The 26,423-nt window shown below is 63.8% G+C and carries 28 protein-coding genes and 1 pseudogene; 18 read left to right on the forward strand and 11 right to left on the reverse strand.

Annotated features, from left to right (window positions below):
* Positions 1-35: 35 nt before the first annotated feature.
* The 11 genes and pseudogenes from AC0L17_RS17005 to AC0L17_RS17055 all read left to right on the forward strand — a co-directional run.
* Positions 36-608 (forward strand): annotated as a pseudogene (locus AC0L17_RS17005) (Crp/Fnr family transcriptional regulator); the annotation flags it as partial.
* A gap of 236 nt (positions 609-844) precedes the next feature.
* Positions 845-1,789 (forward strand): group III truncated hemoglobin, encoded by a 945-nt coding sequence (locus AC0L17_RS17010; protein ID WP_473516676.1) that lies wholly within the window; start codon positions 845-847, stop codon positions 1,787-1,789.
* A 144-nt stretch (positions 1,790-1,933) separates the two neighbouring features.
* The gene (locus AC0L17_RS17015) at positions 1,934-2,389 is read left to right on the forward strand and encodes an Rrf2 family transcriptional regulator (RefSeq protein ID WP_473516677.1); all 456 of its coding nucleotides are present in this window, start codon (positions 1,934-1,936) and stop codon (positions 2,387-2,389) included.
* Positions 2,390-2,493: 104 nt separating this feature from the next.
* Entirely contained in the window at positions 2,494-4,056 is a 1,563-nt protein-coding gene (ccoN, locus tag AC0L17_RS17020; protein WP_473516757.1) for a cytochrome-c oxidase, cbb3-type subunit I, read from the forward strand.
* Between the two features lie 3 nt (positions 4,057-4,059).
* Complete coding sequence (gene ccoO / locus AC0L17_RS17025) at positions 4,060-4,812, forward strand: cytochrome-c oxidase, cbb3-type subunit II (protein ID WP_473516678.1); 753 nt, start codon at positions 4,060-4,062, stop codon at positions 4,810-4,812.
* A 14-nt stretch (positions 4,813-4,826) separates the two neighbouring features.
* Positions 4,827-4,997, forward strand: a complete 171-nt coding sequence (locus AC0L17_RS17030; RefSeq protein ID WP_023798493.1) for a CcoQ/FixQ family Cbb3-type cytochrome c oxidase assembly chaperone — start codon at positions 4,827-4,829, stop codon at positions 4,995-4,997.
* Positions 4,988-5,869 carry a cytochrome-c oxidase, cbb3-type subunit III gene (ccoP, locus tag AC0L17_RS17035; RefSeq protein ID WP_473516679.1) on the forward strand — a complete coding sequence of 294 codons (882 nt, stop codon included), beginning with the start codon at positions 4,988-4,990 and terminating at the stop codon, positions 5,867-5,869. Before AC0L17_RS17030 ends, ccoP begins: the two co-directional genes overlap by 10 nt.
* A 202-nt stretch (positions 5,870-6,071) precedes the next feature.
* Complete coding sequence (locus AC0L17_RS17040; protein WP_473516680.1) at positions 6,072-6,890, forward strand: DUF2189 domain-containing protein; 819 nt, start codon at positions 6,072-6,074, stop codon at positions 6,888-6,890.
* A 3-nt stretch (positions 6,891-6,893) separates the two neighbouring features.
* Positions 6,894-9,149 carry a heavy metal translocating P-type ATPase gene (locus AC0L17_RS17045; protein WP_473516681.1) on the forward strand — a complete coding sequence of 752 codons (2,256 nt, stop codon included), beginning with the start codon at positions 6,894-6,896 and terminating at the stop codon, positions 9,147-9,149.
* Complete coding sequence (ccoS, locus tag AC0L17_RS17050) at positions 9,146-9,334, forward strand: cbb3-type cytochrome oxidase assembly protein CcoS (protein WP_023798498.1); 189 nt, start codon at positions 9,146-9,148, stop codon at positions 9,332-9,334. The genes AC0L17_RS17045 and ccoS overlap by 4 nt, the downstream gene beginning before the upstream one ends.
* Positions 9,335-9,352: 18 nt before the next feature.
* Positions 9,353-9,484, forward strand: coding sequence for a hypothetical protein (locus AC0L17_RS17055; RefSeq protein ID WP_473516682.1), 132 nt, complete (start codon positions 9,353-9,355; stop codon positions 9,482-9,484).
* Between the two features lie 27 nt (positions 9,485-9,511).
* Here the strand turns inward: AC0L17_RS17055 and soxA are convergent, their stop codons facing one another.
* Genes soxA through AC0L17_RS17095 form a run of 8 tightly spaced genes read right to left on the reverse strand, consistent with a single transcriptional unit; the run spans position 9,512 to position 15,799 of the window.
* The gene (gene soxA, locus AC0L17_RS17060; protein ID WP_473516683.1) at positions 9,512-10,291 is read right to left on the reverse strand and encodes a sulfur oxidation c-type cytochrome SoxA; all 780 of its coding nucleotides are present in this window, start codon (positions 10,289-10,291) and stop codon (positions 9,512-9,514) included.
* Positions 10,291-10,611, reverse strand: a complete 321-nt coding sequence (gene soxZ, locus AC0L17_RS17065) for a thiosulfate oxidation carrier complex protein SoxZ (protein WP_236373759.1) — start codon at positions 10,609-10,611, stop codon at positions 10,291-10,293. The genes soxA and soxZ overlap by 1 nt, the downstream gene beginning before the upstream one ends.
* A complete protein-coding gene (locus AC0L17_RS17070) occupies positions 10,611-11,111 on the reverse strand; it encodes a SoxY-related AACIE arm protein (protein WP_473516684.1) in 501 nt (166 codons plus the stop codon). The genes soxZ and AC0L17_RS17070 overlap by 1 nt, the downstream gene beginning before the upstream one ends.
* 2 nt (positions 11,112-11,113) lie before the next feature.
* The gene (gene soxX / locus AC0L17_RS17075; protein ID WP_473516685.1) at positions 11,114-11,566 is read right to left on the reverse strand and encodes a sulfur oxidation c-type cytochrome SoxX; all 453 of its coding nucleotides are present in this window, start codon (positions 11,564-11,566) and stop codon (positions 11,114-11,116) included.
* Positions 11,563-12,825, reverse strand: a complete 1,263-nt coding sequence (locus AC0L17_RS17080; RefSeq protein ID WP_473516686.1) for an FCSD flavin-binding domain-containing protein — start codon at positions 12,823-12,825, stop codon at positions 11,563-11,565. Before AC0L17_RS17080 ends, soxX begins: the two co-directional genes overlap by 4 nt.
* Positions 12,812-13,156, reverse strand: coding sequence for a c-type cytochrome (locus tag AC0L17_RS17085; RefSeq protein WP_473516687.1), 345 nt, complete (start codon positions 13,154-13,156; stop codon positions 12,812-12,814). Before AC0L17_RS17085 ends, AC0L17_RS17080 begins: the two co-directional genes overlap by 14 nt.
* A complete protein-coding gene (locus AC0L17_RS17090) occupies positions 13,143-15,317 on the reverse strand; it encodes a xanthine dehydrogenase family protein molybdopterin-binding subunit (RefSeq protein ID WP_473516688.1) in 2,175 nt (724 codons plus the stop codon). Before AC0L17_RS17090 ends, AC0L17_RS17085 begins: the two co-directional genes overlap by 14 nt.
* An 11-nt stretch (positions 15,318-15,328) precedes the next feature.
* Positions 15,329-15,799, reverse strand: coding sequence for a (2Fe-2S)-binding protein (locus AC0L17_RS17095; protein ID WP_254026014.1), 471 nt, complete (start codon positions 15,797-15,799; stop codon positions 15,329-15,331).
* Positions 15,800-16,110: 311 nt separating this feature from the next.
* Between AC0L17_RS17095 and AC0L17_RS17100 the strand changes: the two genes are divergently transcribed.
* The 3 genes from AC0L17_RS17100 (at position 16,111) to AC0L17_RS17110 (ending at position 19,319) form a co-directional block, all read left to right on the forward strand.
* Positions 16,111-16,830 carry a response regulator gene (locus AC0L17_RS17100; protein WP_023798507.1) on the forward strand — a complete coding sequence of 240 codons (720 nt, stop codon included), beginning with the start codon at positions 16,111-16,113 and terminating at the stop codon, positions 16,828-16,830.
* Positions 16,827-18,308, forward strand: a complete 1,482-nt coding sequence (locus AC0L17_RS17105) for an ATP-binding protein (protein ID WP_473516689.1) — start codon at positions 16,827-16,829, stop codon at positions 18,306-18,308. Before AC0L17_RS17100 ends, AC0L17_RS17105 begins: the two co-directional genes overlap by 4 nt.
* 330 nt (positions 18,309-18,638) lie before the next feature.
* Positions 18,639-19,319, forward strand: coding sequence for a hypothetical protein (locus AC0L17_RS17110; RefSeq protein ID WP_473516690.1), 681 nt, complete (start codon positions 18,639-18,641; stop codon positions 19,317-19,319).
* Between the two features lie 301 nt (positions 19,320-19,620).
* On the opposite strand, the gene AC0L17_RS17115 is transcribed toward AC0L17_RS17110, so the two are convergent.
* The 3 genes from AC0L17_RS17115 to AC0L17_RS17125 all read right to left on the reverse strand — a co-directional run bounded on the left by AC0L17_RS17115 (position 19,621) and on the right by AC0L17_RS17125 (position 22,013).
* Entirely contained in the window at positions 19,621-19,887 is a 267-nt protein-coding gene (locus AC0L17_RS17115; protein WP_473516758.1) for a BrnA antitoxin family protein, read from the reverse strand.
* A gap of 469 nt (positions 19,888-20,356) precedes the next feature.
* Positions 20,357-21,631 (reverse strand): RNA polymerase sigma factor, encoded by a 1,275-nt coding sequence (locus AC0L17_RS17120; protein WP_473516691.1) that lies wholly within the window; start codon positions 21,629-21,631, stop codon positions 20,357-20,359.
* Positions 21,632-21,662: 31 nt separating this feature from the next.
* A complete protein-coding gene (locus tag AC0L17_RS17125) occupies positions 21,663-22,013 on the reverse strand; it encodes a YciI family protein (protein ID WP_027156019.1) in 351 nt (116 codons plus the stop codon).
* A gap of 818 nt (positions 22,014-22,831) precedes the next feature.
* Between AC0L17_RS17125 and AC0L17_RS17130 the strand changes: the two genes are divergently transcribed.
* The 4 genes from AC0L17_RS17130 (at position 22,832) to AC0L17_RS17145 (ending at position 26,072) form a co-directional block, all read left to right on the forward strand.
* Positions 22,832-23,911 carry a mechanosensitive ion channel family protein gene (locus tag AC0L17_RS17130; protein WP_473516692.1) on the forward strand — a complete coding sequence of 360 codons (1,080 nt, stop codon included), beginning with the start codon at positions 22,832-22,834 and terminating at the stop codon, positions 23,909-23,911.
* Between the two features lie 70 nt (positions 23,912-23,981).
* Complete coding sequence (locus AC0L17_RS17135) at positions 23,982-24,704, forward strand: RNA polymerase sigma factor (protein ID WP_473516693.1); 723 nt, start codon at positions 23,982-23,984, stop codon at positions 24,702-24,704.
* 159 nt (positions 24,705-24,863) lie between these two features.
* Positions 24,864-25,727 carry a ferritin-like domain-containing protein gene (locus AC0L17_RS17140; protein WP_473516694.1) on the forward strand — a complete coding sequence of 288 codons (864 nt, stop codon included), beginning with the start codon at positions 24,864-24,866 and terminating at the stop codon, positions 25,725-25,727.
* A gap of 36 nt (positions 25,728-25,763) precedes the next feature.
* Positions 25,764-26,072 carry a twin-arginine translocation signal domain-containing protein gene (locus tag AC0L17_RS17145; RefSeq protein WP_473516695.1) on the forward strand — a complete coding sequence of 103 codons (309 nt, stop codon included), beginning with the start codon at positions 25,764-25,766 and terminating at the stop codon, positions 26,070-26,072.
* The last annotated feature ends 351 nt before the right edge of the window (positions 26,073-26,423 follow it).

Below are 26,423 nucleotides of genomic sequence, written 5' to 3' on the forward strand. Positions count from 1 at the left end.
GCGCAAATAGCCGCTAGAAATCGAACAGGAGCGAGGAGGCCACGTCCTTCTTCCTGCTCCTGTCGGGTCATATCCGCGTCGTCCGCACCTCGCCCGAAGGGCATCAGGTGATCGCTCGATACATCACCGAGGGTGAACTCTTTGGCATCGCCATCGCCATGGGCAGGACGACCTATCCGGCGTCCGCGGTCGCGGCGGTTGATTGCGTCGTCCTCGCCTGGCCCAATTCCGCGTGGGCAGAACTGCAATCGCGTTTCCCGACGTTCGGGGCCAGTGCCTACCGCACGATCGGTTCCCGCCTCCAGGAAACCCAGGCGCAGGTCATGGAGATGTCGACCCAGCAGGTCGAGCAGCGCATCGCCCACGCGTTGCTGCGTATCGTCAGCCAGTCCGGACGAAAGACGCCAGAAGGGATCGAGATCGACTTTCCAATCACGCGTCAGGACATCGCGGAGATGACCGGAACGACGCTGCATACGGTCAGCAGGCGGCTCAGCGCCTGGGAAGACCAGGGTATTGTAAGGAGCGGGCGCCAGAAGGTCACCGTGACTGACCCGTATGCGCTCATGCTGGTGTCTGAGAACAGGCGCAAGGGGCCGGCTGCATAGCGCCGCCGTCACGTCGCTGGCAGGAAAAGGACGCGTTCAATACGAGCTTTGTAGAAAGGGAGTAAACCGGGGTTCTGATAAAGTTCCCACCGTCGATTCTCGTCGAAAGCCGACTTCTACGAAACGGGCCAGGTGAATATTGGCCAACTCCGGACGCGTTCTCGCAAACTTTGATCTGGATCAAGGCGCATTCAGCAGCGAGCGGCAATCGACATCAGCCAACGTTTGGAATTCCAATGATCTCGGTGACAGATCCGCCATTTTGCCAACTGCCTCTCCAGGTGGAGCGTGCCGCACGCGGCGCATGCGGTTCAAAGCGCCGCGATGCCGCCACCGAGGACGGCCGACGGCGCGTTCGCAAGCGGATCGCTGCTTATCGCCTCGAGAAGTTCCTGGGAGAAGGATTCCAGGTCGACCCGATGGGCGTGGCATGCGTCGGCGACCGTATGGAAGATTCCGATCGGACAGCCGATGCAGAGCATTCTGTTTCGGATCATCACCCTTATGGTTGCCGGCCATCGCCGCATGATCTCGTCGACCGTCATATCGGGATCGATGGTTTCAGGTTGGTTCACGATAGTCGTCTCCAAAGAAGGCCATCTAAACCGTCCGCCTCGCCCGGAACTTTGCGCAGGCGCAAACAAATGGCGGAACGAGCGGGCTGGGACGAATTGAGCGCTTGCCGTGCGGAAGTCAGGCACCTAAAAGTAGCAGACACAATACCACTTTGTGCTGCGATGAATTCTGCTGTTTACGATCGCGCCCGCCCGCAGGCGGAAATGCCGCTGTCCCACCCGTTGGTCGACCGCGGGTTCATTGCCGCGCTTGTCCGCGATTTCTACGTCCGCGTCAGGTCGGATACTCGCCTCGGACCAATCTTCGCTGCGGAAATCCACGGCGACTGGGAACCGCATCTGGAGAAGATGACCGACTTCTGGTGTTCGGTCATTCTGAAGAATGGCGCGTACAGCGGCCGCCCCGTGCCTGCGCACCTTAAGCTGAAGCAGGTGCGCGAGGAGGATTTCGACATATGGCTCGGTCATTTCCGCAAAACCGTCGAAGAGCGATGCCCGCCTGAGGTAGCCGAAGTGTTCGTCGACCGCGCCGAAAGGATCGCGCGGAGCCTGAAGGTCGCCATGTTTTTCCGGCCTGATCGCCCGACCGCGGGGGCGACGGGATGATAAACGCGGAAGGGCAGGCTTTTCCCGCCGAGACGACGGCTTTCCTAGCGTGGGCGGGCATGCTCGCGCTGACGTCGCATTTTCGTCTAGCTGACAGCCTGCTAGGGTGGGTTCTTTCTGCGATGAGAACCAGGAATCCGCGGGATGCGTCTCACCTTTCAGACGGACTATGCGCTCAGGATGCTGATCTACCTGGCGGTCCACCGGGAAAGACCGTGCCGAGTGACCGACGTGGCCGCGGCATACGGGATATCACGCAATCACCTCCTGAAAGTGGCTTTCAGGCTCGGGCGACTGGGTTATCTCACCACGGCTCGGGGGCGCACCGGCGGCATAGCGCTCGCCCGGCGGCCGGAGGACATCAACTTGGGTGAGGTCGTGCGGCACATGGAAGACGACTTCGCTCTGACGGAGTGTATGCGCAGGGATGGCGGCTTGTGCGTCATATCCCCTGCCTGCCGGCTCGAGGGCGTCGTCGTCAAGGCGCTGCAGGCGTTTCTCGCTGTCTTCGACGGCTGTACTCTGGCTGACATAGCCGCAAACAGATCCGAACTGGTGGAGTTGTTTGAAATGCACAGAGTTTCTGGGGAAGTTGCCTGAGCGAATGCCGTACCTGGAGGGAATGCATGATATCGAACCTCAAATCCTCTGAACGGCAGTACGCCTTGCTCATCGCGGTGGCAGTAGCGCTCGCGGGTCTGGCCATGGCCGCCCTCGGACGCTCGGACACTCTCGGGGTGCACGGCGTCATCGTCATGCTTTTCGCGGGCGTCGTAATCTACCTCCTCATGTCGTCGTTCTACGGCGCCGAACCGACCGAAGACCGAGCAGTCTCCTATTACGACGATCCCATCAAGGTCGGGATCGTGCTGTCGATGGCCTGGGCTGTCTTCGGCATGTTCATGGGCGTGTGGGTGGCCGCGCAGCTCGCCTGGCCAGACCTCGCCTTCGATGCGGCCTGGTCCAGCTTCGGGCGGCTGCGGCCCACGCATACGTCCGGCGTCATCTTCGGGTTCGGCGGCAACGCGCTGATTGCGACCTCTTTCCACGTCGTGCAGCGCACGTCTCGGGCGCGGTTGGCCGGCCAGATAAGTCCTTGGTTCGTGCTTCTCGGCTTCAACCTGTTCTGTGTTCTGGCCATTTCCGGATATCTGCTCGGTACCACCCAGTCGAAGGAGTACGCGGAAGCCGAGTGGTATGCGGACTTGTGGCTGGTGATCGTCTGGGTGACCTACTTCATTCTTTACATCGCCACGATCGCGCGTCGCAAAGAGCCGCACATCTACGTCGCCAACTGGTACTTCATGGCCTTTATCCTGGTCGTGGCCATCCTGCACATCGTCAACAACCTCGCGCTGCCGGTGTCGTGGGGGCACGCCAAGAGCTACACGATCTGGCCGGGCGTGCAGGACGCGATGGTGCAGTGGTGGTATGGCCACAACGCGGTTGCGTTCTTCCTCACCGCAGGTTTTCTCGGCATGCTCTACTACTACCTGCCGGTCCGGGCGCAGCGACCGATCTTCTCCTACCGTCTCTCGATCCTGAGCTTCTGGGGCATCACCTTCTTCTACATGTGGGCGGGTTCCCACCACCTGCACTACACCGCGCTCCCCCACTGGGTGCAAACGCTCGGCATGACCTTTTCCGTGATGCTTCTCGTGCCTTCGTGGGCATCCGCGGGTAACGCGCTGCTGACCCTCAACGGCGCCTGGCACCGGGTCCGGGACGATGCGACCCTGCGATTCATGATGGCCGCGGCAGTCTTCTATGGGCTCTCCACCTTCGAGGGTTCGTTCATGGCGATCAGACCGGTGAACTCTCTCTCGCACTACACTGATTGGACAGTCGGCCACGTCCATGCCGGAGCCTTGGGCTGGGTCGCGCTCATCACCTTCGGCTCCGTCTACACGCTCGTCCCGGCGCTCTGGAAACGCGAGCGGATGTATTCGGCAGCGCTCGTCGAGGTCCATTTCTGGCTCGCCATCGCCGGAACGCTGATCTACGCCTTCGCGATGTGGAATTCCGGCATCATCCAGGGGCTGATGTGGCGAACCTATACCGAGGAAGGCGCTCTCGCCTATTCGTTCGTCGATTCACTGGTGGCGATGTATCCATACTATATCGCCCGCGCCTTCGGCGGACTGCTGTTCCTGCTGGGCGCGCTGGTCGGCTGCTACAACATCTGGATGACGGTTCGTATGGTGCCGCTCGCGGCAGCCCGTGAGACCGACGCACCCGTCATCCCCGCCGCAGTACCGGGAGAATGACGGATGCCTGAACTCTTCCATCGCAAGCTCGAGCGGTCCGCGATCCTCTTCGTACTTGGAATAATAGCTGCGGCCAGCGTCGGCGGCATCGTCGAGATTGCTCCCCTGTTCACCATCGACGAAACCGTCGAACAGGCGCCCGACATGCGGGTTTACACGCCTCTCGAACTGGCCGGACGGAACATCTACGTCCGCGAAGGCTGTTACGCCTGTCACAGTCAGATGATCCGCACCCTGCGCGACGAGGTCGAGCGCTACGGTCCGTATTCGCTCGCCGTGGAATCCCGATACGACCGGCCGATGCTCTGGGGGTCGAAGCGGACCGGACCCGACCTCGCCCGCGTCGGCGGCAAATATTCGGATTTCTGGCACGTCGCACACCTGACCAATCCACGTGACGTCGTGCCGGAATCGAACATGCCCGCCTACACCTGGCTTGCCCGTACGACGCTGAAGACGGACGACCTGCCGCTGCATCTGGCTGCCCAGCGCGCGCTCGGCGTGCCCTATACCGAGGCGATGGTGGAAAACGCCGCCCGCGACGCCTACGGGCAAGCCACGCCGGACACCGATTTCGCGAGCGGGGTGACTGAGCGGTATGGTGACAAGACCCAGGTGAGCGCATTCGATGGCGTCACCACACACGTCACCGAGATGGACGCGTTAGTGGCTTACCTGCAGGTGCTGGGCAGGCTGACAGGAGCCGCGTACGAGGATACGGCGGCGCCGGAAAAGAAGCCGGACCCGGAAAGCTGACGGGAAAACCGATGATGGATTTCGACCACGACACGCTCGTTGCCCTGTCCAAGAGCTGGGGCCTTTTCTACCTGATGGGCTTCTTCCTCTGTGTCGTTGTCTACGCCTTCTGGCCGTCCAACCGGAAACGGTTCGACAGGGCCAAGACCAGCATCCTCGATCGGGACGACAAGCCATGGAAGTAAGCGAACGCGATCCCGCTACCGGCCGCGAAACGACTGGCCACGAGTGGAACGGCATCAAGGAATTGGACACGCCGGTCCCGCGCGGGGTCCTGATGTTCCTGATCGTCACGCATATCTGGGCGCTCGCATGGTGGTTCCTTGTGCCGGCATGGCCGTTGGGGACGACCTACACGAAAGGGCTTCTGGGCGTTGATCAGCGGACGACGGTTGAAGCCCGGGTGATGGAAGGCCAGCGCGAGCGCACCGCCTGGACGGCCCGGCTCGAATCCGAACCTTACGACGCCATCATGGCGGACGAAGCTCTGATGCAGACCGTCCGTCACACCGGGCAGCAGCTGTTCGGCGACAACTGCGCCGCCTGCCACGGACGCGATGGCAAGGGCGGCGCGAACTATCCCGACCTCACGGACGACGACTGGCTGTGGGGCGGCGGTCCCCAATTGATCGAGCAGACGATGCGCGTCGGCATCAACACCGCCCATCCCGAAAGCCGTGTCGGGCAGATGCCTGCTTTCGGCCGCGACGACATGCTCGACCGGAATCAGGTGCGCGACGTTGCCGCCTATGTCTACTCGCTGACAAATCCCGACACCTCGACACCGCAGAACCTCGGCCGCATCAACGCCGGCAAGGAAGTCTTCGTGACGACATGCGCGGCATGTCATGGCGAGAACGCGCAAGGCAATCGCGAGGTCGGAGCGCCGAACCTGACCGACGCGTACTGGATCTACGGCGGAAGCATGGACACCATCATCGCTTCCGTCCACGGAGGCCGCCAGGGCCACATGCCGACTTGGGACGAGCGGCTGACCACCGCGGAAATTCGGACACTTGCGCTTTTTGTCCATGACCTGGGGACGCGCCAGCCATGACCCCCCGCAGAAGCACTCGCCTTCCCGGCGGATGGATCCTCTGGTTGCTGGTCCCGGCGGGGCTACTGCTCTTCGCGGGGGCCAACGCGCATCTTGTCTACGTGGCGTTCCAATCGCAGCCGGATTGCGTGGCGCACGTGAAGGATACCGGCGACGGCGGCGGTTATCGGGCCGCCAAGCCAGCCTGCTGAAGGAGAAAGTCATGGGCGAGGCCGACGAATCCTACTGGTTGCTGAGCGCGACATCCAGCATCGGGGAGACCCGGGATCCCAAGCTTCAACGCCACCTCCCGGTCCTGGAAGGATTGCGTTGGCTCGCTGCGGGCTGGCGCGATTTCTGGACCCGCCCCGCCTCCAGCCTCGCTTACGGTGTCGGCGTTTTCGTGCTTTCGGTGGCGTTCGTGTGGACCCTCGTCGAGTTCGGTCGCGACTATATCCTGTTCCCATCGCTTGCCGGCTTCCTGATCGTCGCGCCGTTCCTGGCGATCGGGCTTTACGAGAAGAGCCGCGCGATCGGCGAAGGCCGCGAAATCGGGCTTGCTTCGATGCTTCATGTGCGACCGAGAGCGGGCGCGCAGATCTTCTTCACGGGCCTGCTTCTCTGCCTCCTGATGCTGCTCTGGATGCGGGCGGCGGTTCTCCTGTGGGCGCTGTTTTTTGGCGTGACGGCATTTCCGGGCCTCGACAATGTGATCGGGATACTGATTGGCACGCCATCGGGATGGGCGATGTTGATCATAGGAACGGCGATCGGCGGTCTGTTCGCATCTTTTGCATTCGCGATCAGCGTCTTTTCGGTGCCGATGCTGCTTGACCGGCGCGTCGATGCTCTGACCGCGATGGCCACGAGCATGAAGCTGGTGTGGAACAACCTGCCGCCGATGATCGCCTGGGGTGCCATGGTGCTCGTGCTTTTCGGCATCTGCATCGCCACCGGCCTTGTCGGCATGATCGTCGTCTTCCCCCTGCTCGGACACGCGACATGGCACGCCTACCGGGCAATGGCCCGGCCGGAGGCCTGATCGATGAGCTGCTGCGCGCCGGGAACCGAGGCGGCCCTGATGATTGGGCCCGGGCGGCGCGAGATCGTCCCGCAAGAGGTGGTCTTTGCCAGCCGAGATCTCGGCGATGGTACGATTCAGACGGACTTTTCCGTCCCGCAGGTGCATTGCGCAGGCTGCATCGGCGCGATCGAAGACTTGCTCAGCCAGGTCGAGGGCATCGTTTCCGCGCGGGTGAACCTGACCGCAAAACGTGTCGTAGTGAAGTGGCGGCGGGACGGCGCCGTGCCGCCGATGATCGAAACGCTTCGAAAAGCCGGTTACGAAGCAACACTCGCCGAGCCTGAGAATGGAGACGGCGATCCGGAGATGGGCCGCTTGCTGCGCGCCACGGCCGTTGCCGGCTTCGCCGCCATGAATATCATGCTTCTTTCCGTCTCGGTCTGGTCGGGAGCGGACGCCGGCACGAGGCACGCATTCCACCTGATCTCCACGGCCCTCGCGTTGCCGACGCTGGCCTATTCGGGCCGGATTTTCTTCGCTTCCGCGTGGAGCGCCCTGCGCGGCGGCCGGACGAACATGGACGTGCCGATCAGCGTCGGCGTGCTGCTCGCATTCGGCCTCAGCGCATACGATACGGTGACGGGCGGAGCCCATGCTTACTTCGATGCGGTGACATCCTTGCTGTTCTTCCTGCTGGCTGGACGCGCTGTGGACCAGGCGATGCGCGGACGCGCTCGCGAAGCGGTCAGGTCGCTCGCGCGGATGATGCCGCGAGGCGCCACGGTGCTCACGCCTGATGGCGAACGCGAATATCGCGACGTATCCGCTATCCGCAGCGGCGAGACCGTCCTTGTTCTCGCGGGAGAGCGCGTGCCGGCCGATGGCACCGTAATTTCCGGAAACGCCTCGCTTGACCTGTCGGTTGTGACGGGCGAGTCCGCCCCGGAGTCGGTCCGACCGGGGGCCAGCGTGCTGTCGGGATCGCTCAACCTCGACGGGCCGCTGACGTTGCGTGTCGACCGACCTCAGAAAGAGTCCTTCCTTGCTGACATGATGCGGTTGATGGAGGCTGCCGAAGGCGGCCGCGCGCGTTACCGGCGCATCGCCGACCGTGCCGCCTCGCTTTATTCGCCGGTGGTCCATCTGCTTGCCTTCGCCACCTTTGCAGGGTGGATGATCGCCACCGGAGACTTGCACCGATCACTGACGGTGGCGATCGCCGTCCTCATCATCACCTGCCCATGCGCGTTGGGTCTGGCCGTGCCGATGGTCCAGGCCGTCGCTGCGCGGCGTCTCTTCGCTCTCGGTGTGACCCTCAAGGACGGCGCGGCTTTGGAACGGCTGGCCGAAGTCGATCACGTCGCACTGGACAAGACGGGCACGCTCACCTCAGGCCTGACAAAAGTGGCGTCTTTCACGGTGCCGGACGACGAGATCGAAGCGGCCTCCGCGCTTGCTCGGTTCTCTCGGCATCCCGCCTCGCGAGCAGTGGCGGCGCTGCATCCGGCCGGGCAGGCCGTCGAGCAGATTCGGGAGGAGCCCGGAAACGGCATCGAAGGCACGGTCGGCGGCCGCGTTTACAGGCTCGGCCGCAGATCCTGGGTCGACGTCCGCTCCACTGCCGGTTCCGCCACGGCCGAGGCCTGGTTGTCGGCTGACGGCCGCGTCCTCGGCGCGTTCCGGATTTCCGACAGCCTCCGTCTCGGAGCCGCCGCCGCTACAAAGCGCCTGCGCAGTCTCGGCCTCGGCGTCGAGATCCTGTCCGGAGACGTGGAAACGGAGGTAAGGAAGGTGGCAGGGATGCTCGGCGTAGCAGCAGCCACCGCCGGGATGCTTCCTCGCGACAAAGTCGCGCGGTTGGAAGTCCTGCGCGCGCAGGGACGCAAGGTGCTGATGGTCGGTGACGGCCTCAACGACGCGCCCGCATTGGGAACGGCTCACGTGTCGATGGCGCCCTCCTCGGCCGCGGACGTCGGGCGCAACGCGGCTGATCTCGTGTTCCTGGGCTCCAGCCTGGACAGCGTTCCGAAAGCGATCACCATTGCCCGCAAGGCCAGGCAGCTCGTCACCCAGAACATTGGGCTCTCCATCCTTTACAATGCGCTGGCCCTCCCGCTCGCGGTTACAGGCCACGTTACGCCGCTGGTCGCGGCGGTGGCGATGTCCACATCATCCATCCTGGTGGTTGCCAATGCGCTTCGTCTTTCGGGTCCGGGCAGAGATCCGCAAGGAATACAAGGCGGCGTGACATCCACCCATCTCGCGGAGGCTGCATGAGCCTGCTCGCCTGGCTGGTCCCCGTAGCACTCGGCATGGGCCTGGTTGGGCTTCTCGCCTTCCTCTGGTCTATGAAAAGCGGCCAGCTCGAGGACCTGGACGGAGCAGCGGAGCGGGTGCTTCTCAACGAGGCGGCCGACACCCCGCTGCCGGATATGGAACAGCCATCGCCGAACAGGCGTTGATTTTTAAGGGAAGCGACAATGGGCGAAACCGCTGACAGGAAATTTGACTGGATTGCGGGGCTGGCGACTGTGTCCGGCATTGCGGTGATGGTGCCAAGCCTTGTCGCGCTTGCAGTCGCCCTGATCGCGGTGATAGCCGCTTTGTTCTAGGCAGGAAACGACGGCCACAGCCCGGCATCACGGCCGCACGGCCGGCGTCTCGACCAGAAGGCCGCGGGCCCGCTCCGTCAGATGGAGTTCCAGGTCAACGAGTTCGGCTGCGCCGAATTCGAAGGGCTCGGCTCTGACCCCGATCATGCAGTTCCGCAGGCGCCGCTGCAGCGAACCGACCGTCTGCCACTCCAGGCGGTAGAGCGGATAGCCGGTCGGATGCGCCTGCGGGATGACACTGCCGCCAAGCCGTTTGCCCCAATTGTCGTCATGGCAGGAGGCGCAAGAAAGCTCGATCTGTCCGATGCGGCTCTGGAACAGACGCCGGCCGTTGTCGCGAAACGGCGCGAGCCGGGCGTCGGTCGCCGGTGTGATTGGCATGCCGCGCGACTGATGCGTCACATAGGCCGTCAGGGCGAGCAAAGCCTCGGACTCCGGCGCCAGCGGCTCGGCCTGCTGCCGCTCCGCTCGGCAGGAGTTGATACGTCCGGCAAGGTCGATCGGCCGGCCGGTCGCCGCGTCAAAGGCCGGGTAGCGCGCGGCAACGCCGCGCATCGTCTGGCGCGCATCGTCATGGCAGCCGGAGCAGGCGACATCCGCCCTGCCCTGCGCCTGTTGCCAGAGCTGTTCGCCCTGCAGCACCCACAGCACGCCGGGATTGCTCAAGTCGTCGGCCTGCAGCGCCTGCGTCTGCGGCGTCATGAAGTCGAAGCCGGAGCGCTTCTCGACGTCTTCGATGCCGGCGGCGATGGCAATGCCGCAGACGACCGCCGCGATAATCCCCACCAGGCCCCCGAGGGCGCGCATCAGCTCACCGTGATCGTCGCCGACGCCGTTTGGGTCTTCCCGGCATCGTCGGTCCAGGTGAAGTCGATCGTGCCGCTCGTCGTGGCAACGAGCGTGAAGGCAATGAACGGATTGGCCGATACCGCTGGAAAGAGATCGGCCGAAAACACCTCCTCGCCATTGTAGGTGCAGGTGAAACGGCGGATGATGTCGCGGGGGATGTTGGAGCCGTTCGGGCCGATACGATAGCCGGTTTCCATGGGATGGGCGATCATCGCCTTGATCTCGACGACTTCGCCCTGCTTGGCCACTTTCGGCACATTGACGAGCGCGCGCGCCATTATGAAAGGTCCTCGATACAGGCGGCCAGCGTGACGATGGCGCTCGCCCGGCTCGACCAGAAGCTGCCGTCGCTCATCTGCGCGACCGCGACAACGACCTGCGAGGTCGCGAGCCGGATCCGCGTCGAGACCATGGCGCGGCCCGAGCGCGCCCCGAGGTGGAAAACCACGACATTCGCCTCCGGGTTTTTCTCGTTGAAGACCGCGATGCGCCGGACATGGTCGTCTTCGGTCATCGGGCTCTCGGCGACGACTGTGATCCCGACCGCGTTGCCGTTCTCGACCAGAGGTGGCAGGTCGAGCCGGACGCGGCCGTCGAGAACGTCGGCTCCGCCGGTGAAGGTCCGGATCGCTTCCTCGAGGCTCGGACGGGCAACGGCCCGGCGCGGCAGGCTGATCACCAGCAGGCCGGTCATGCCGGCCCGAAGAAACTGCCGCCGTCCGACCAGGCCTGCGTAAACTCCCTGGCCTGCGTAAACTCCAAGCGGGTCTTCGTGCATGATCACCCCTTCAGCGTCGTGAGATAAGCGACGATATCCTCGATATCGGCGCCGCCCAGGATCGGCTTGCCGCGCCAGACGGTGGCAACACGCCGGCCCTGCTCATCCGCGACCCGATAGTAGGAAGGCATGATCGTGTTCGGCACCAGCCGCTTCATGTCGACGACGCGCAGCCGGATCTGGCCTTCCGAAAGTCTTGCCCCGACGCCGGTCAGGTCGGGCGCCAGCGTGCCGTGCAGATGCGCGTCGGGAAACGGCCCGCTGTGGCAGAGCGTGCAGAGGCTGCGCTGCCGGTCCGCGATCAGCGCAGCGCCGCGCGCCGGATCACCCTTGCCGCCGACCAGAGGCTGCATGATCGCATCGCCGGTCACGACGTAGGACCCCGTCTCCTCGCCGGCACCGGGCGAGGCCGCAAGCTGCAATCCCAAAAAAGCCAGAAAAGCCAGCCTCATCATCCGAACACTTCACTGGTGATCGTCCGGAACCAGTCCTGCGCATAGGCCGCTTCCAATTCGCGGACGGAAAGCGGCGCTTCGAGCGGGCTGGTGCCGCCCGCACCCTCCACCTCGGCAAGCAGCCCGTCACGCGGCTGGTAGACCCCGGCGATCGAAATCCCATAACCGGGCGCGACCAGGCTGTAGCAGGTGTTGATGAGTTTCGGCTGCGCCGGCGGCCGCTCCCTGACCAGGGCGGCGACCGCCGCGGCGCAAGCTTTTGCCTGGGCGTTGGCGCTGAAGGCGGATTTCGGCATCGCCCCGCCGATCGCCGCGTCGCCGATGACGTGGATCGCCGGCTGCAGGCGGGACTCGAAGCTGACCGGGTCGATCGGGCACCAGCCCGTCTGGTCGGCAACGCCGGCCGACTGCGCAATCGCGCCCGCACGCTGCGGCGGGATCACATTGGCGACATCGGCCTTGTGATTGCCGAACTCGGTCACCAGCGTCCTTGTCGCCGGGTCGACTTCCGTCACCCTGCCCCCCGACGACAGCGGCACCCACTCGATCAAGCCGGGATAGAGCTCCTGCCAGGCCGCTTCGAACAGCCGCTGCTTCGAAAAGCCGTCCTTGGCGTCGAGGATGATCAGCTTGGAGCGTGGCTTGCTGGCCTTGAGATAATGCGCGATCAGGCTTGCCCGCTCGTAGGGACCGGGCGGGCATCGAAACGGATTGGCTGGCGCGGCGAGGACGACGATCCCACCGTCCGGCATCGCCGCGAGCTGGTCGCGCAGCAGCAGCGTCTGCGCGCCCGCCTTCCAGGCATGCGGCATGATCGCCGCCGCCGCCTCGTCGTAGCCCGGCAAGGCGTCGAAGCGCAGGTCGATGCCGGGCGCCAGCACCAGCCTGGTGTAGCCGATGTCGGTGCCATCCTCCAGGCGAACACGCCGGCGCTCGGCATCGACGGCGACAGCCCGCTTGCGGATCAGCGCGATGTCGCCGAACTGGTCATAGCTGAAAGTCTGCGCCTCGATGCCGCGCAGCCCGGCAATCACGGCATTGCTGAACGGGCAGGCCAGATAGGCGGCCTCTGGCTCGATCAGCGTCACCGCAAGATCGCGATCCAGCCGTTTCAGCGCGCGGGCGCAGCTTGCCCCGGCAAAGCCGCCGCCGACGACGATCACGCCGGGCTGCGTCTGTGCGCACACCTGCGGTGCGGCAAGGACGGCCGCGGCGACGCTGGCCGCCACGCCGCCGATCAGGGCTCTACGGCTGGGCATGGCGTGCCGCCTCCGGCTTGGCGAGCCATTCGGCGATGGCGCGCGTCTCCACCTCGGTAAATCCCCTGGCGATGCGGTCCATGACCGTCGCCTTACGCTCACCGGAACGGAAGGCGTGCATCTGGGTGACGATCTCATCTGCCGCATGGCCGTCGAGCGAGGGGATGGCTGAGTCGAGCGCCGCCGGCCCGTGACAACCGGTGCATGCCGCAGCACCAGGTGCCGCGTCGGCCCATGCCGGCGCGCTGGCCAAAAGCGCCGCAAGCAGGACAGGCGCGAGCGCCGGTCCGCCGCGCCTGTTCGTCGCGCGCATCATATCAGGCGAGGTCATGGTTCTTCAGTGGCAGCGTGCGGATGCGTTTTCCGGTGGCGGCGAAGATCGCATTGAGGACGGCCGGCGCGGCGACCGCGATGGTCGGCTCGCCGACGCCGCCCCAGAAGCCGCCGGACGGCAGGATGATCGTCTCCACATCAGGCATTTCGGCCATGCGCAGGACCTCGCAGCTGTCGAAGTTTTCCTGCTCCATGCGGCCGCCATTGACGGTGCATTCGCCGTAGATGCAGGCGGAAAGGCCATAGACGAAGGAGCCCTCGACCTGCCGCTCCACCTGTGCGGGGTTGACGACATGACCCGGATCGGTGGCCGCGACGATGCGATGGATCCTGAGCTGCCCGTCGGTCACCGAAACCTCCGCTGCCGCCGCCACATAACTGCCGAAACCCATGATCTGCGCCAGGCCGCGGTGAACGCCGGCCGCGGGCGGGTTGTCCCAGCCGATCCGTTCGGCAACCGCCTCCAGCACGGCGAGATGTTTTGGATGTTTGGCCATCAGCTTGCGGCGGAAGGCGAGCGGGTCGACGCCGGCGGCATGGGCGAGTTCGTCCATGAAACACTCGACGTAGAGCGCGTTCTGGTTGAGGTTGACGCCGCGCCAGAAGCCTGGTGGGATCGGCGGGTTGCGCATGGCATGGTCGACAAGCAGATTGTCGACCGTATAGCCCAGCGTGCCTTCGGTGCCGCTGAGGACGAGGCCCTGGAAGACCACCGGGTCCATGCCGTTCTGCATGCCCTGCGGCCGCACCGCGGCAAGGATCGACTGGCCGGATATGCGCATGTGCAGAGCGGTCAGGTTGCCGTCCGCGTCGAGCGCGCCCGTCAGCCGGCATCTTGTGGTCGGGTGATAGGCGCCGTGCAGCATGTCCTCTTCGCGCGACCACATGAGCTTTACCGGTGTTCCCGGCACCTGCCTGGCAATGCTGACCGCCTGGCGCACATAGTCCTGGAAGTTGCCGCGCCGGCCGAAGCCGCCGCCGAGATGGATCTTGTGCACCTCGCATTGCTGCACCGGCAGGCCGGCGGCCTCGGCCGCTGCAGCAAGGCTCGCCTCGCCATTCTGGGTCGGCACCCATACCTCGCAGCGCTCCCGCGTGTAGAGCGCCGTCGCGTTCATCGGCTCCATGGTCGCGTGGTTCTGGTAGGGGAAGGCATAGGTCGCCGTGACCGTCCGGCCGGCGGCGGACAGGGCAGCACCGGCGTCACCTTGCCTGGCGCCGACGAAGGCGTCATTTGCACCGAGTCCCTGTTCGAGCATCGCCGCGATCGAGGCGCTGGTGACCTGCCTGTTGGGACCTTCGTCCCAGACGATCGGCAAGGCATCGAGAGCGGTCTTCGCCCGCCACCAGGTGTCGGCGACAACCGCAACGGCGGTCTCGTCGACCTGAACGACAGTGCGCACGCCCGGCATGCCCGCCACCGCCGCCGCGTCGAAACTCTCCACCTTGCCGCCGAAATACGGGCAGGCCCGGATCGCCGCGTTGAGCATGTTCGGCAGCTTGAGATCGGCGCCGTAGACCTGGCTGCCGTTGAGCTTGTCGGCGGTGTCGAGCCGCGGCAGCGGCTTGCCGGCTATGGTCCAATCCTTCGGGTCCTTGAGCGTGACATTGGCGGGCGGCGTCATTCGCGCGGCGGCGGCAGCCAGCTGCCCATAAAAGGTGGCGCGATCTGATGCTGCATGCGTGACCATGCCCATCCTTGCGGTGCATTCGCTGGCCGGGACGCCCCATTCGGCGGCCGCGGCGGCGATCAGCATCTCGCGCGCAACGGCGCCGCCAATGCGCACATACTCGTGCGACTCGCGGATGCCGCGGCTGCCGCCGGTCGAGAAATTGCCCCACACGCGGTCGCGCGCCAGGTTCTGGGCCGGCGACGGGTATTCCGTCGTGACCTTGGACCAGTCGCAGTTCAGCTCCTCGGCGACGAGTTGCGCAAGGCCGGTCAGTGTCCCCTGCCCCATCTCGGAGCGGGCGATGCGGATGACCACCGTATCGTCGGGCCTGATCACCACCCAGGCATTGATCTCCGGCGCCGCCTCGCTGCCATCGGCCAGTGCCGGCTTGATGAACGGCACGTTGAATCCGAGGGACAAGCCGCCGGCTGTGGCGGCCACGCCGATGATGAAGCTGCGGCGGGAGAGGGAAATTGTGGCGTTCATGACTGTTCTCCTCAACCGCGTTGCGTGGCTTCGCCGGCCTTGGCGGCCAGCTTGATCGCGGCGCGCACCCGGTTGTAGGTGCCGCAGCGGCAGATGTTGGTGATCTCGGCGTTGATGTCCTCGTCCGCCGGGTTCGGGTTCTGCATGAGCAGACCCGCCGCAGCCATGATCATGCCGGCCTGGCAGTAGCCGCATTGCGGCACGTCGAGCGCCAGCCAGGCCTGCTGGACCGGATGCGAGCTGTCCGGCGAAAGCCCCTCGATGGTGGTGATTTGCTGGTCGGGCTCGACCGCGCTCACCGGAAGCGCGCAGGAGCGCGTGGCGACGCCGTCTATATGGATGGTGCAGGCGCCGCAGGCGGCAACGCCGCAACCGTACTTCGTTCCGGTAAGCCCGATCTGCTCGCGGATCACCCACAGCAGCGGCGTGTCCGGATCGACCTCGATGTCACGTGGCGTGCCGTTGATGATCAATCTGGCCATTGTGCAATCCTTTCGATCAAAGGCTGGCGAGGACCGAGTCTGGATGCCGCCCCTGGCGACAAAGACCGGACGTCCCGGCTAGCGACGGGGCCAAGTTAGGCGGGAGCTGTCGCAGAACCTTGTCCCGAACACCGGCAGTTCATCGCAAGTTGTCGCGGGCGCAGTGCTCTGATACATTTCGTTACACTTCTCACGCTTTGTTGATGTCGGGCGAGATTGCCGCCATGGCGCGGAAGGTGATCATCCGTGTAGACGCAAACTAGATATCGTCGATACTGACCGACTATTCAGCGGCGACCTTGGAGCATTGCATGGAAGTGGCGCAGCACATCGCGGTCGTCGACGACCACAGGGACATCCGCGACCTCGTGGGGAAATATCTCACGCAGCAGGGTTATCGCGTCAGCGTCGCCGACAGCACGGCCGCGCTCAAGCGGCTGCTCGACCGCAGCCTGCCCGATCTTATCGTCCTCGACGTCATGATGCCTGGCGAGGACGGCATTGCCGCCTGCCGGCACGTGCGCGGAACGGTCGACGTTCCGATCATCTTCCTTACCGCCATGGCCGAGGAGGTCGACCGGATCGTCGGCCTCGAGATCGGGGCCGACGACTACCTGACGAAGCCGTTCAATCCGCGGGAATTGCTGGCGCGGATCAAGGCTGTGCTCAGGCGCGTCCACAGCCTGCCGCCGCAGCGCGGTCGGCTCAAGTCGAACGCGCTGCGCTTCGACCGCTGGACGCTGAATGTCGGCCGCCGCGAGCTGGTCGGGCTCGACGGCGTGGCGGTCGCGCTCAGCACGGCCGAATTCCGCCTTCTCACCGCTTTTATCGAGCATGTCGGGATCGTGCTCAGCCGGGATCAGTTGCTCGACCTCACCGTCGGGCGCTCGGCCGACGGTTTCGACCGGGCCGTCGACAACCAGGTGAGCCGACTGCGCAAGAAGATCGAGGCGGACCCGAAGAATCCAATGCTGATCAAGACGCACTGGGGCGGCGGCTACTGCTTCACCGCCGAGGTGGCCCAGGCATGATGCTGTTGTGGAAACGCAGCCTGGCGGCCCGCTTCCTCATGCTGGTGCTGCTTGCGCTCGCCCTGTCGCAGGCGATCACCTTCCTGATCTCGTGGGACGAGCGCGGGCAGGCTCTGCACGCGGCTGCCAAGGGCGAGTTCGTCAGCCGCACGTCGTCCCTTGCCATTTTGCTGGATACGACGCCGCCCTCGCTTCGACCCGACATCCTCACCGTCAGCGGCACGGCCTATACGCGCTTCTGGACCTCGCACGACGGGCCGAGCAATCCCCTCGCCTGGCAACAGGAGGCGTTGACGCAACTCGCCAAACCGCTGCCAGGGGTTGCCGCCAAATATGCCGCCTACATGAACGGGCAGGCCTCGAACGCTGTCGCTGCCGCCGACCCTTCGGTGCCGCCGCGCATACTGAACCTGTCCGGCAATGGCAGCCCGTTCACGCGACCTGCCAAGTTTCTTTATCTGGACGGCGCCCCAAACGGCATGGGGCTTTCCGTCCGCCTCGACGACAGCACCTGGCTGAACGCCGCCTACGCCAAGGTGATGCCGAGCGCCTTCTGGACGACGCAATCGGCGATATCGCTGGCTCTCACCGCACTCATCCTGTCCGCCATAGCGATTTTCGGGGCGCAGGCAATCGCGCGGCCGCTGCGACGGCTCGCCAATGCCGCTGAACTGTTCGGCCGCGGCGAGGCCGTGCCGCGGCTACCGGAATCCGGGCCGGACGACATCCGCCAGACCGCCGAGGCGTTCAACCGCATGCAGGAGCGCCTGCAGCGCTTCGTCGAGGACCGCACACGCATGCTGGCGGCGATCAGCCACGACCTGCGCACACCGCTGACCTCGCTCCGGCTGCGCGCCGAGTTCGTCCAGGATCACGACCTCCAGGAAAAGATGCTGAAGACCATCGAGGAAATCCAGACGATGACGGAGGCAGCGCTCGCCTTCGCGCGCGAAGACGCCGCGGTGGAGGAGACGCGAACCGTCGATCTTTCGGCGCTGGTCGGCAGCCTCTGCGACGACCTTGAGGAGCTGGGCCAAAACGTCACCGTCAGCGACGGGCCCAAGGTGCTGTATCGCTGCCGGCCGGACTCGCTGCGCCGGGCGATCCGCAACCTCGTCGAAAATGCCGTCCGCTATGGCGAGCAGGCCAAGGTGAGCCTGGTCAGGCGCAGCGACAGCCTGGACATCGTGGTCGAGGACGCCGGGCCCGGCATTCCGCAAGCCGACATGGAGCAGGTGTTCGCGCCCTTCTTCCGCCTGGAGCAGTCGCGCAACCGGGAGACCGGCGGCGTCGGGCTCGGCCTGTCAATTGCCCGCGCCATCGCCCGCCACCACGGCGGCGACATCGCGCTGGAAAACCGCAGCAACGGCCTTCGCGCGGTCATCAGGCTGCCGCTTATCGACATGGCCAGGCAGCTTGCCCCGGCGCCGGTGCCTGAGACCAGCCCTCCGACCGGACTGCGATCCTTGCCGGCTTGACCGAAACCGTCCCGCGGTCGCGCCAGGCGCTCACATTTTCCTAACATTGTGACTAATCAAACGGCGCGCCATGATCGCGGTCCGGTGCGCGAGCCGGACGTCCTCGGCGGCCAGCCGGTGTTTGCGGGAACGCCTCGTCCATGACGTCGCCGACATGTTGCCAATGGCGACACGGCCGCAGTGATCCATGCCGCTCATTCGCCGCTGTCCCTTGACCAGATCGGGCTCGCCGCGAATTATGCGCTCGCCTATCCACGGCGGATTGGCCGCCGGCGAACCCCAGCGGATGCCGTCGGCGGACCAAAACAACGGCTTGGGAGGGGAAGCGGCATGAGCGGCAGCGTCTGGATCAGTCGCGTCAGGAGCGACTCGCGGATCGGCAACAAGCAGGGTCTGCGCGCAAAGTTCTATGGCCAGGACTGGGAGCCCGCGCGCTTCGAAATCCCTGTTGCTAGTGAGAGAGTGCTTGCCGCGCTGCGTCGTCACAGACAAGGCGTCCCGCTGGAGCGAACCGAGATGACCGAAGCGGTCGCAGTGTGGGAGGAAACGCGCTTCAAGAGGGTCGGTGACCTGTTCTATGCCGGGCCGTTCATGGCCGTCAAAGGCAAGCTGGCGGAGGTGCTGTCGCGCTTCAATCTCGGCGCCGGCGGACTCGTGCCCCTGCCGGTCTACAAGGCCGATCTGGAAACGCCGGTAAACGGGGAGTTCTTCCTGCTCAATTTTGGCGGGCCTAAGGACAGCTTCCTACCAGAGCAATCCAACAGCGAAGCGATCCGAAAGCTTTATTACGACAAGGCGATACAAAGGCAAATCTGGCGTGTCGAATCATTGGTCAAGGACGATGGCCTTGCTCTGTCGCCTGCCGCGCTGGAAGGCGCCGACCTTTGGAGCGAGCAGACGGTATTCAACGACATTTTTATGAGTGACGACCTGGTCGCTGCGTTGCGTGCAGCAAAAATCAAGATTGATTTCAGGCTTAGCGCAAGCCGGATCGAACGGGGCGGGCAATAGGCGCGGTGACTCAGCGCGATTTCGAACTGGGTGCTTACACCTGCCTCCTGCCGCAGCAGTCTACGGCACCAGACGAACGGAATCCGGGTCCGCTTGATAAGGTCTACGAGATCGAAACTCTGTGTACGCCACCTCCGGTGTGCTTATGGGCGGCAAGATCGTGGCGCCGCCAGTGGTTACCCAGCAATCATCGCGAGCTTTCGAGATTGTCTCTGAGGCATGGCCAGCAAACCTGTCAAACCGACGTGCAGAACATATTCAATTTGGCTCGCCGCCAGCTCCGCCGGCGGCTCTGCGATGCTCAGGTGATGTCGTCCGGACGGTCGTCTTCGGCGGCGATCCGTTTCTCGACCATGGCCCGCAAAGCGTCGTTAATACGGTCCTGCCAGCCCGGTCCGTCGCCCTGGAAATAATCCAGGACAGCTCGATCAATCCTGATTGAAACAAGCTCTCTGACATTTGGAGCAGCTGCGGTTTCGCGAATCGGTGCGATCGGCTTCTTGGCAGGCTTGAAGGCGGCTTCGGCAGCAGCCAGTGGATTTGTCGGTCGGCGCGGAGGATTTGCCATTGATGGTCCTGACTCGATATGACGAAAGGAAGGAGACATGCTGCAAAACGCAGCTGAATGCCTCGGCCCACTGCCTGGAACAGTGAATCGAATGTCGACGCGAGAGGCAATGGTCTCGCCTCCCCGGGAGGAGAGGAAATGCGCGCCATTGCACTATGTTCCGGCGTGTTGGTGGCTACGCCCTCGATGGCGGCGGTGCAACTGGCCCCCTGTCCATTATTGGGACATAGATTCACGGTAGCGTTTCGTCGATGCCTGATCGGCAAGGTTCGACCTTCTCTGTCTTTCCGCCGCACAGCCTGAACCGGAAGTTCTGACCCTGAGCTGCCGTTTCACGGAACCACCTTGGAAGGGGGTCGGGTGAGACAGCGGACGTTCAGCGATATCCACGTCAGACCTTACACAAGGAAATGACGAAAGCCCCGGAAGCGGTCGATCCGGGTCGACCATGTCCTTGTCTGATCAGGGATTATGATGACATCGCTGCGTCGGCCGCCTCGGCGGCGCGCCGTCTCAGCAGGTCATGTTCCCGCCTGTTGCCCGCCAGCGCCGCGGCTGCTTCGAACGCGGCGCGCGCCTCCTCGTAGCGGCCGAGTTTGCGGAGCAGGTCGCCGCGAACGCTCGGCAGCAGGTGATAGCCTTTGAGCGCCGGCTCGCGCGAAAGGCGGTCCACGATCGCCAGCGCCACTTCTGGGCCCTCAGCCATGCCGACGGCAACCGCGCGGTTGAGGTCGATGATTGGCGAGCGCACGACAGCCACCAGCTCCGCATAAAGTCCGGCGATGCGCGACCAGTCGGTATCACTTGCCGTCCCCGCCTGGGCGTGGCAGGCGATAATCGCTGCCTGTAGGGCGTAAATGCCGCCCGCTCCGCCTAATTCGCGCGCTCGCCCGAGCGCCTGCATCCCGCGCCGGATCTGGAGCTGGTCCCAGAGTGCGCGGTTCTGGTCCAGCATGAGGATTGGCTCGCCCTCGGCGTCAGTACGCGCCGCCGTGCGCGAGGCGTTCAGCTCCATCAGAGCGAGCAGTCCATGGGCTTCGGGCTCGTGCGGCACGATGGAGGTGAGCACGCGGCCCATGCGAAGCGCTTCATTGCAGAGTTGGGGGCGCAGCCAGTCCTCGCCGCTCGCCGCGGTGTAGCCTTCGTTGAAGACGAGGTAGACGACCTCCAGCACCGAGGAGAGCCGCTTTGAGAGCTCCTCGCCGCTTGGGGTCTCGTAGGCCAGCCCCGATTCCGAAAGAGTCCGCTTCGCGCGCACGATGCGCTGGGCGATCGTCGCCTCCGGCAACAGGAAGGCCCTGGCGATCTCCTCGGTTGTCAGGCCGCAGATCATCCGCAGTGCCAGCGCCGCGCGGGCCTCGCGCGACAGACGCGGGTGGCAGGCGGTGAAGATGAGCCGAAGCAGCTCATCGCCTATGTCGTCGTCCAGGGCCGAGTCGAGGTCGGGCATGGCCTGCTGCTCCTCCTCCATGTCCCAGGCGATAATGTCGTGCTTGCGCTCGAGCATCCGGCTGCGGCGCAGATGATCCAGGGCCCGGCGCTTGGCGGTCGCCATCAGCCAGGCGCCGGGTTTTTCCGGAACGCCTGTGGCCGGCCACCGCTCAAGGGCGGCCAACAGGGCTTCCTGCGTCAAATCCTCGGCCAACGGCACATCGCGCAGCATCCTCGCCAGACTGGTGATCAGCCGGGGCTGCTCGATCCGCCACACGGCGAGGATCGTGCGATGGGCGTCGGCGACCGTCATGGCCGCCGACGCCGTCTGCAGGAACCTCGCCTCAAGGGCCGGCAAAAGCGCGGACCTCGCACGTGCCCTCCCAATCCGGCATGAAATCCTTGTGGAGCTGCATAAACTCGACCGCCGACGCCACGGCCTCTTCCTTGTTCCGGAACTCCATGATCGCGTAGCCGCCGATGACCTCCTTCGCCTCGACGAACGGACCGTCGATGACGCTGAGCTTCCCATCGGCGATGCGCACTTGTGCGCCCATCGCGACCGGCGTGAGCCCGCCCATGTCGACCATGCGGCCGGCCTTGATTTCTCGGTCGGCGAGCTTGTTCATCGCCTCGATGAGTTCCGCCGTTGGCGGTCCGGCGTGGGCGGAAGTGACGAACGACATGAAGCGCATTTGAGAACTCCTCCTGAGGCGAGCCGCGGACATGGTGGCCGCTGAACAGTCTCGCTAATAAGTCGACGAACCAGCCCCCGGCGGATCGACATGCGCTTTGAATAAAATCACGCCCGGGCTCTAAAGACGATGGGCGAGTGAACAAGGTCGATTGACCAACCCCATCTAACGTCCAACGTCGTGGGTTCCGTTGCCGCGTTATTTTGGCGCCTAGGAGGCTGGTTCTAACTTCCGCCAAGGGGTCGACTTCCGCCGTTGGACGTCCGTCAATTTAACGGCCGGTTCTGACCCTTTCGAGACCTTCATTCTCGGCGTTGCGAATGGCAGCAACGCGCCTAATCTCAGCCGTTCGTCGACGCTCAGCTCGATCCCGAATCCCGCCTTTCGCTCAGTCGTTGTGATGGGCTCGAGTCAATACGTGCAATCCAATGGATTGGCGGCTATCCGCCGGCATGATCCCGCCGCAGGAGCGAAGTCCGCCTCACGCAAGAAACGCGCCGGCCGATGAAGGCTGAGTTGGATTCGAACCAACGGCCGCTTGATGAACAGTCGAGATCTCTACCGGTGAGCTATCGGGGAGCTGCTGATACCAAACTCAACTTAATTTCGGATGGGGCTATAAGGCACTTGCCGAATATGGTGGCGACGTGCTTGCCGCCCTATTTCACCAAAGACGGGCCCGCCGGAATGAAGGCCAGCTGTCGGGGACCAGCAGGGAGCCAGTCAGCGACTGACGTTGGGTCGTTTGCCGGAATGCCGCCGTCGAGGAACGAGAAGGCACTGGCTGGGTGTTGATGGCCACATCGGGAGGTGAACCCATGGAACCGCGCGCCAGGAAACAGGAGAACCTTTCCCGACTCGAACGGGCCGCGCAACAGACTGCTGACCCAAAAACTATGGAACAGAAGGCGAAAAAGCCCGAGGAAAAATTCCGCTTCAGCCTACGCAAGGAAGACGTCTGGTGGACGGTTGGTTTCGCTGCCGCTGCCTTGCTGCTTTTTGGCATCCAAGTCCTGATCAATTGGCGCTTAGAATGGCTTGACGCGCCTTTGCGCATTCGCGTGCTGAACTACGTCAGGGGCGGCCTTCTCATTTTCGTTATGCTGACCGTTGCGAATGTTATCGAAGTCTTTCTCATTGGCCGAATTCCCAATCGTGTTTCGCGCTTCAACTTGCAACGTATTTTTCGATTAGTCGTCGTCGTCGCCATCGTCTTCGTGGCCATTTCAGTCTTATTTGTGAACTGGTACACTGCGGTTGTTTCACTCGGCCTGATTTCACTAATTCTCGGCTTTGCGCTGCAAATGCCGATCTCCAGTTTCATCGCGTGGATTTATATTTTGGCCAGGGCGCCTTATCGCGTTGGCGACCGCATTCGCATCGGCGATGCCCATGGCGATGTCATTGATGTCAGCTATCTCGACACGACATTATGGGAATTCGGCGGCGAACATCTTTGGACCGATCATCCGAGCGGACGCGTCATCAAGTTTCCGAACTCCACCGTGTTTGACACGCCGGTCTTCAACTATTCCTGGCCGCTGTTTCCCTATGTCTGGAACGAAATCAAGTTCCAGCTCGCTTATGAAAGCGATCTGGAATTCGTAGCGAAAACCATGAGAGAGGTCGTCGACGAGCAGGTCGGCGACATCATGAGCCAGAAGGTGAAGGTCTATAAGCACATCCTGTCGCAAACGCCGGTGGACGAACTCGAAGTGAAGGAGCATCCCGTGGTTCATTTTCGCGTCAGTGAAAACACCTGGCTCGAGGCCATCGTGCGTTACCTCGTGCCGCCGAAGGAAGCGGGGCGCACCAAAACACGCTTGATCAAGGAAATGCTGGCGCGAATGAATGCAAAACCCGATCGCGTGCTGTTTCCGAAGAGCAATTTGAGGTGAACTTCCTCAGGCCACGCCGCGCGGAGCCACCCCGCCCGCATCGCGGCAGGCTGATGCATCTGGAGCGCCTATGATGAAGCCGACCGGATCCACCGAGGCAGTGAGGATCGAGGACCTTGACGACGCGGGGCTGGTTGAACACGCGCGACAGCGTGACCCCGCCGCATTCTGGTTAATCATCAAGCGTCACAATCAGCGGCTTCACCGGGTCGCCCGCGCTGTCTTGAACGACGACACCGAGGCCGAGGACGTACTTCAGGAGACCTATATCCACGCCTTCACCCATCTGGCCGAATTCCGCGCGGAGGCGCAGCTGTCGACCTGGCTCACCCGGATCGCGCTGAACGAGGCGCTGGGACGCCGCCGGAAAAGGCGGCCCACCGTCGACGTGAAAGCCATCGAGGGCATGGTCGCTCCGTTCAGTGCCCACAAGCCCGATCCCGAAGAGGCGGCCGCTCTCGCTGAAACCCGCAACCTCCTGGAGCGAGCCGTCGGTGGCTTGCCAGAGCCCTTTCGCATCGTCTTTGTCATGCGAGACGTCGAGGAAATGAGCATTGAGGAAACGGCTTTTCTCTTGGCATTGCGACCTCAGACGGTGAGCACCCGTCTTTATCGCGCACGCCGGCTGCTCCGCGAGGCGCTGCGGGACAAGCTCGCCACCGTGTTCACAGATACGTTTCTCTTCGCTGGCGCCCGTTGTGACCGCCTCGCGCAATCAGTCTTTGACCGGCTCGCAATCCGCCTGGTTCGAAAGGATACTCATCCGTTGAACACGGCGACTGAGCGCACGTAGACGCCGTTCACGCCGAGATTACGCCGGCTCCTTTCGGGGGGATGTTGTAGCGGGACGCGGGAATATTTTGGCGGCCCGGACCATCTAATCATCAGGCAAATGCACTCGGCGCCGCGGTGCTGACAGCGGCGTTGAATCAACAAAACATAGGAGACCGCCATGCAGGGCGCACTTCACCTATCCCGGCGTCAGTCGCTTCAGGGACTTGTCGTACTCGGTGCCGGAGCGGCACTCGACGGAATCGCACGGTCTTCTCCGGTATTGGCACAGGACATATCGGACGAGGATATTTTCCGCTTTGCGCTCAACCTCGAATATATGGAGGCTGAATACTACCTCCGCGGCACCACCGGAATGGGCATCGACGCAGCCGATGTTGGTTCGAAACCCGGCGACGTCGTTGGCGGCAAGCAAGTCTCCTTCGAGACGCCGGCCATCGGCGAATTCATGCAGGAAGTCGCCGAAAATGAACTCGCGCACGTCCGCTTCTACCGCAAGACGCTTGGAACGGACGCTGTTGACCGGCCGGCGATCGATTTCGATGCCGGTTTCAAGGCCGTCGCGGAAGCGGCGGGCCTCGGGTCGGACTTCGACCCCTTCGGCAACGAAACGAACTTCGTTCTCGGCGGGATGTTGTTCGAGGATGTCGGCGTCACCGCCTATGCCGGTGCGGCGACGGTTCTGAAAAACAAAGACTTCCTCGCCGCCGCCGCAGGCATCCTGGCGGTCGAGGCCTACCACATGGGCATGGCGCGATCGACGCTATACCGGAAGGGAGAGGAAGCCTGGAAGGCCGCCAACGCCGTCTGCGATGCCCGAGACAAAATCGACGGATCTGACGATAAGGATCAGGGAATCCAGGTGGATGGAAAAGCCAACATCGTTCCTTCGACGCCCGATGCGATCGCCTTCACCAGAACGCCACAGGAGGTGCTCCGGATCGTCTATCTCAGCGACAAGGACGGAGTGAGCAAGGGCGGCTTCTATCCGGAAGGGATGAACGGCACGCTCAAGAGCACCTGAGCCAACTGCGACGAGGGCTGCTCTTGGAGAAAGACCATGAGTAAAGATGATGATGTGAACCACGGATCGGCAGCTTCAAGCCGAGCGCTGTCTCGCCGCAATTTCCTGAAAGTCTCTGTGACCGGTGCGGCGATTGCCAGCGCCGGCGGCCTTTCAGCCTGTATGACTGGACCGATGGCAGCCGGAAAGACAACCAAGGCGCTGGCGCTGTACCAGGACACCCCAAATCATGGCCGACGCTGCGGTGGGTGTACTCACTTCCGAGAGCCAAACGGGTGCGAGATCGTTGCCGGTGCAATCAGCCCAAATGGCTGGTGCCGTTTCCACGAGCCGCTGCCGGCTTGATGCAACAAATTGCGGTCTCCCGCCTTATGTCTCGGGCGGGAGCAACGCGACGTCAGCTTCCACGTCCAGAGCGGACGTAGGCCGGCCGGCGGTAAGGCGTCTGCCTAGGGTCATGGGCGTGAATTCGTTCTCGGAGAGCGAACGTCCGCATTGGGTCGATCAGTGCCGGCGAAAAGGAATTCATGGCGAGGAGCCCTGCAAGGGCGGCCTCCGACTGCGCCGGGAGATGGTCGCCGCGGCGAAGGCGACAAGAAACAGGCCGCCGTAAACGGCAAAGTCATCCATCTACGTTTCGCCTTGCGGAGCGGGCTTCAGGGTTGCACATCGATTACGACCATCAGTCCGCCACCG

The organism is Mesorhizobium sp. WSM4829 (genome assembly GCF_055811475.1).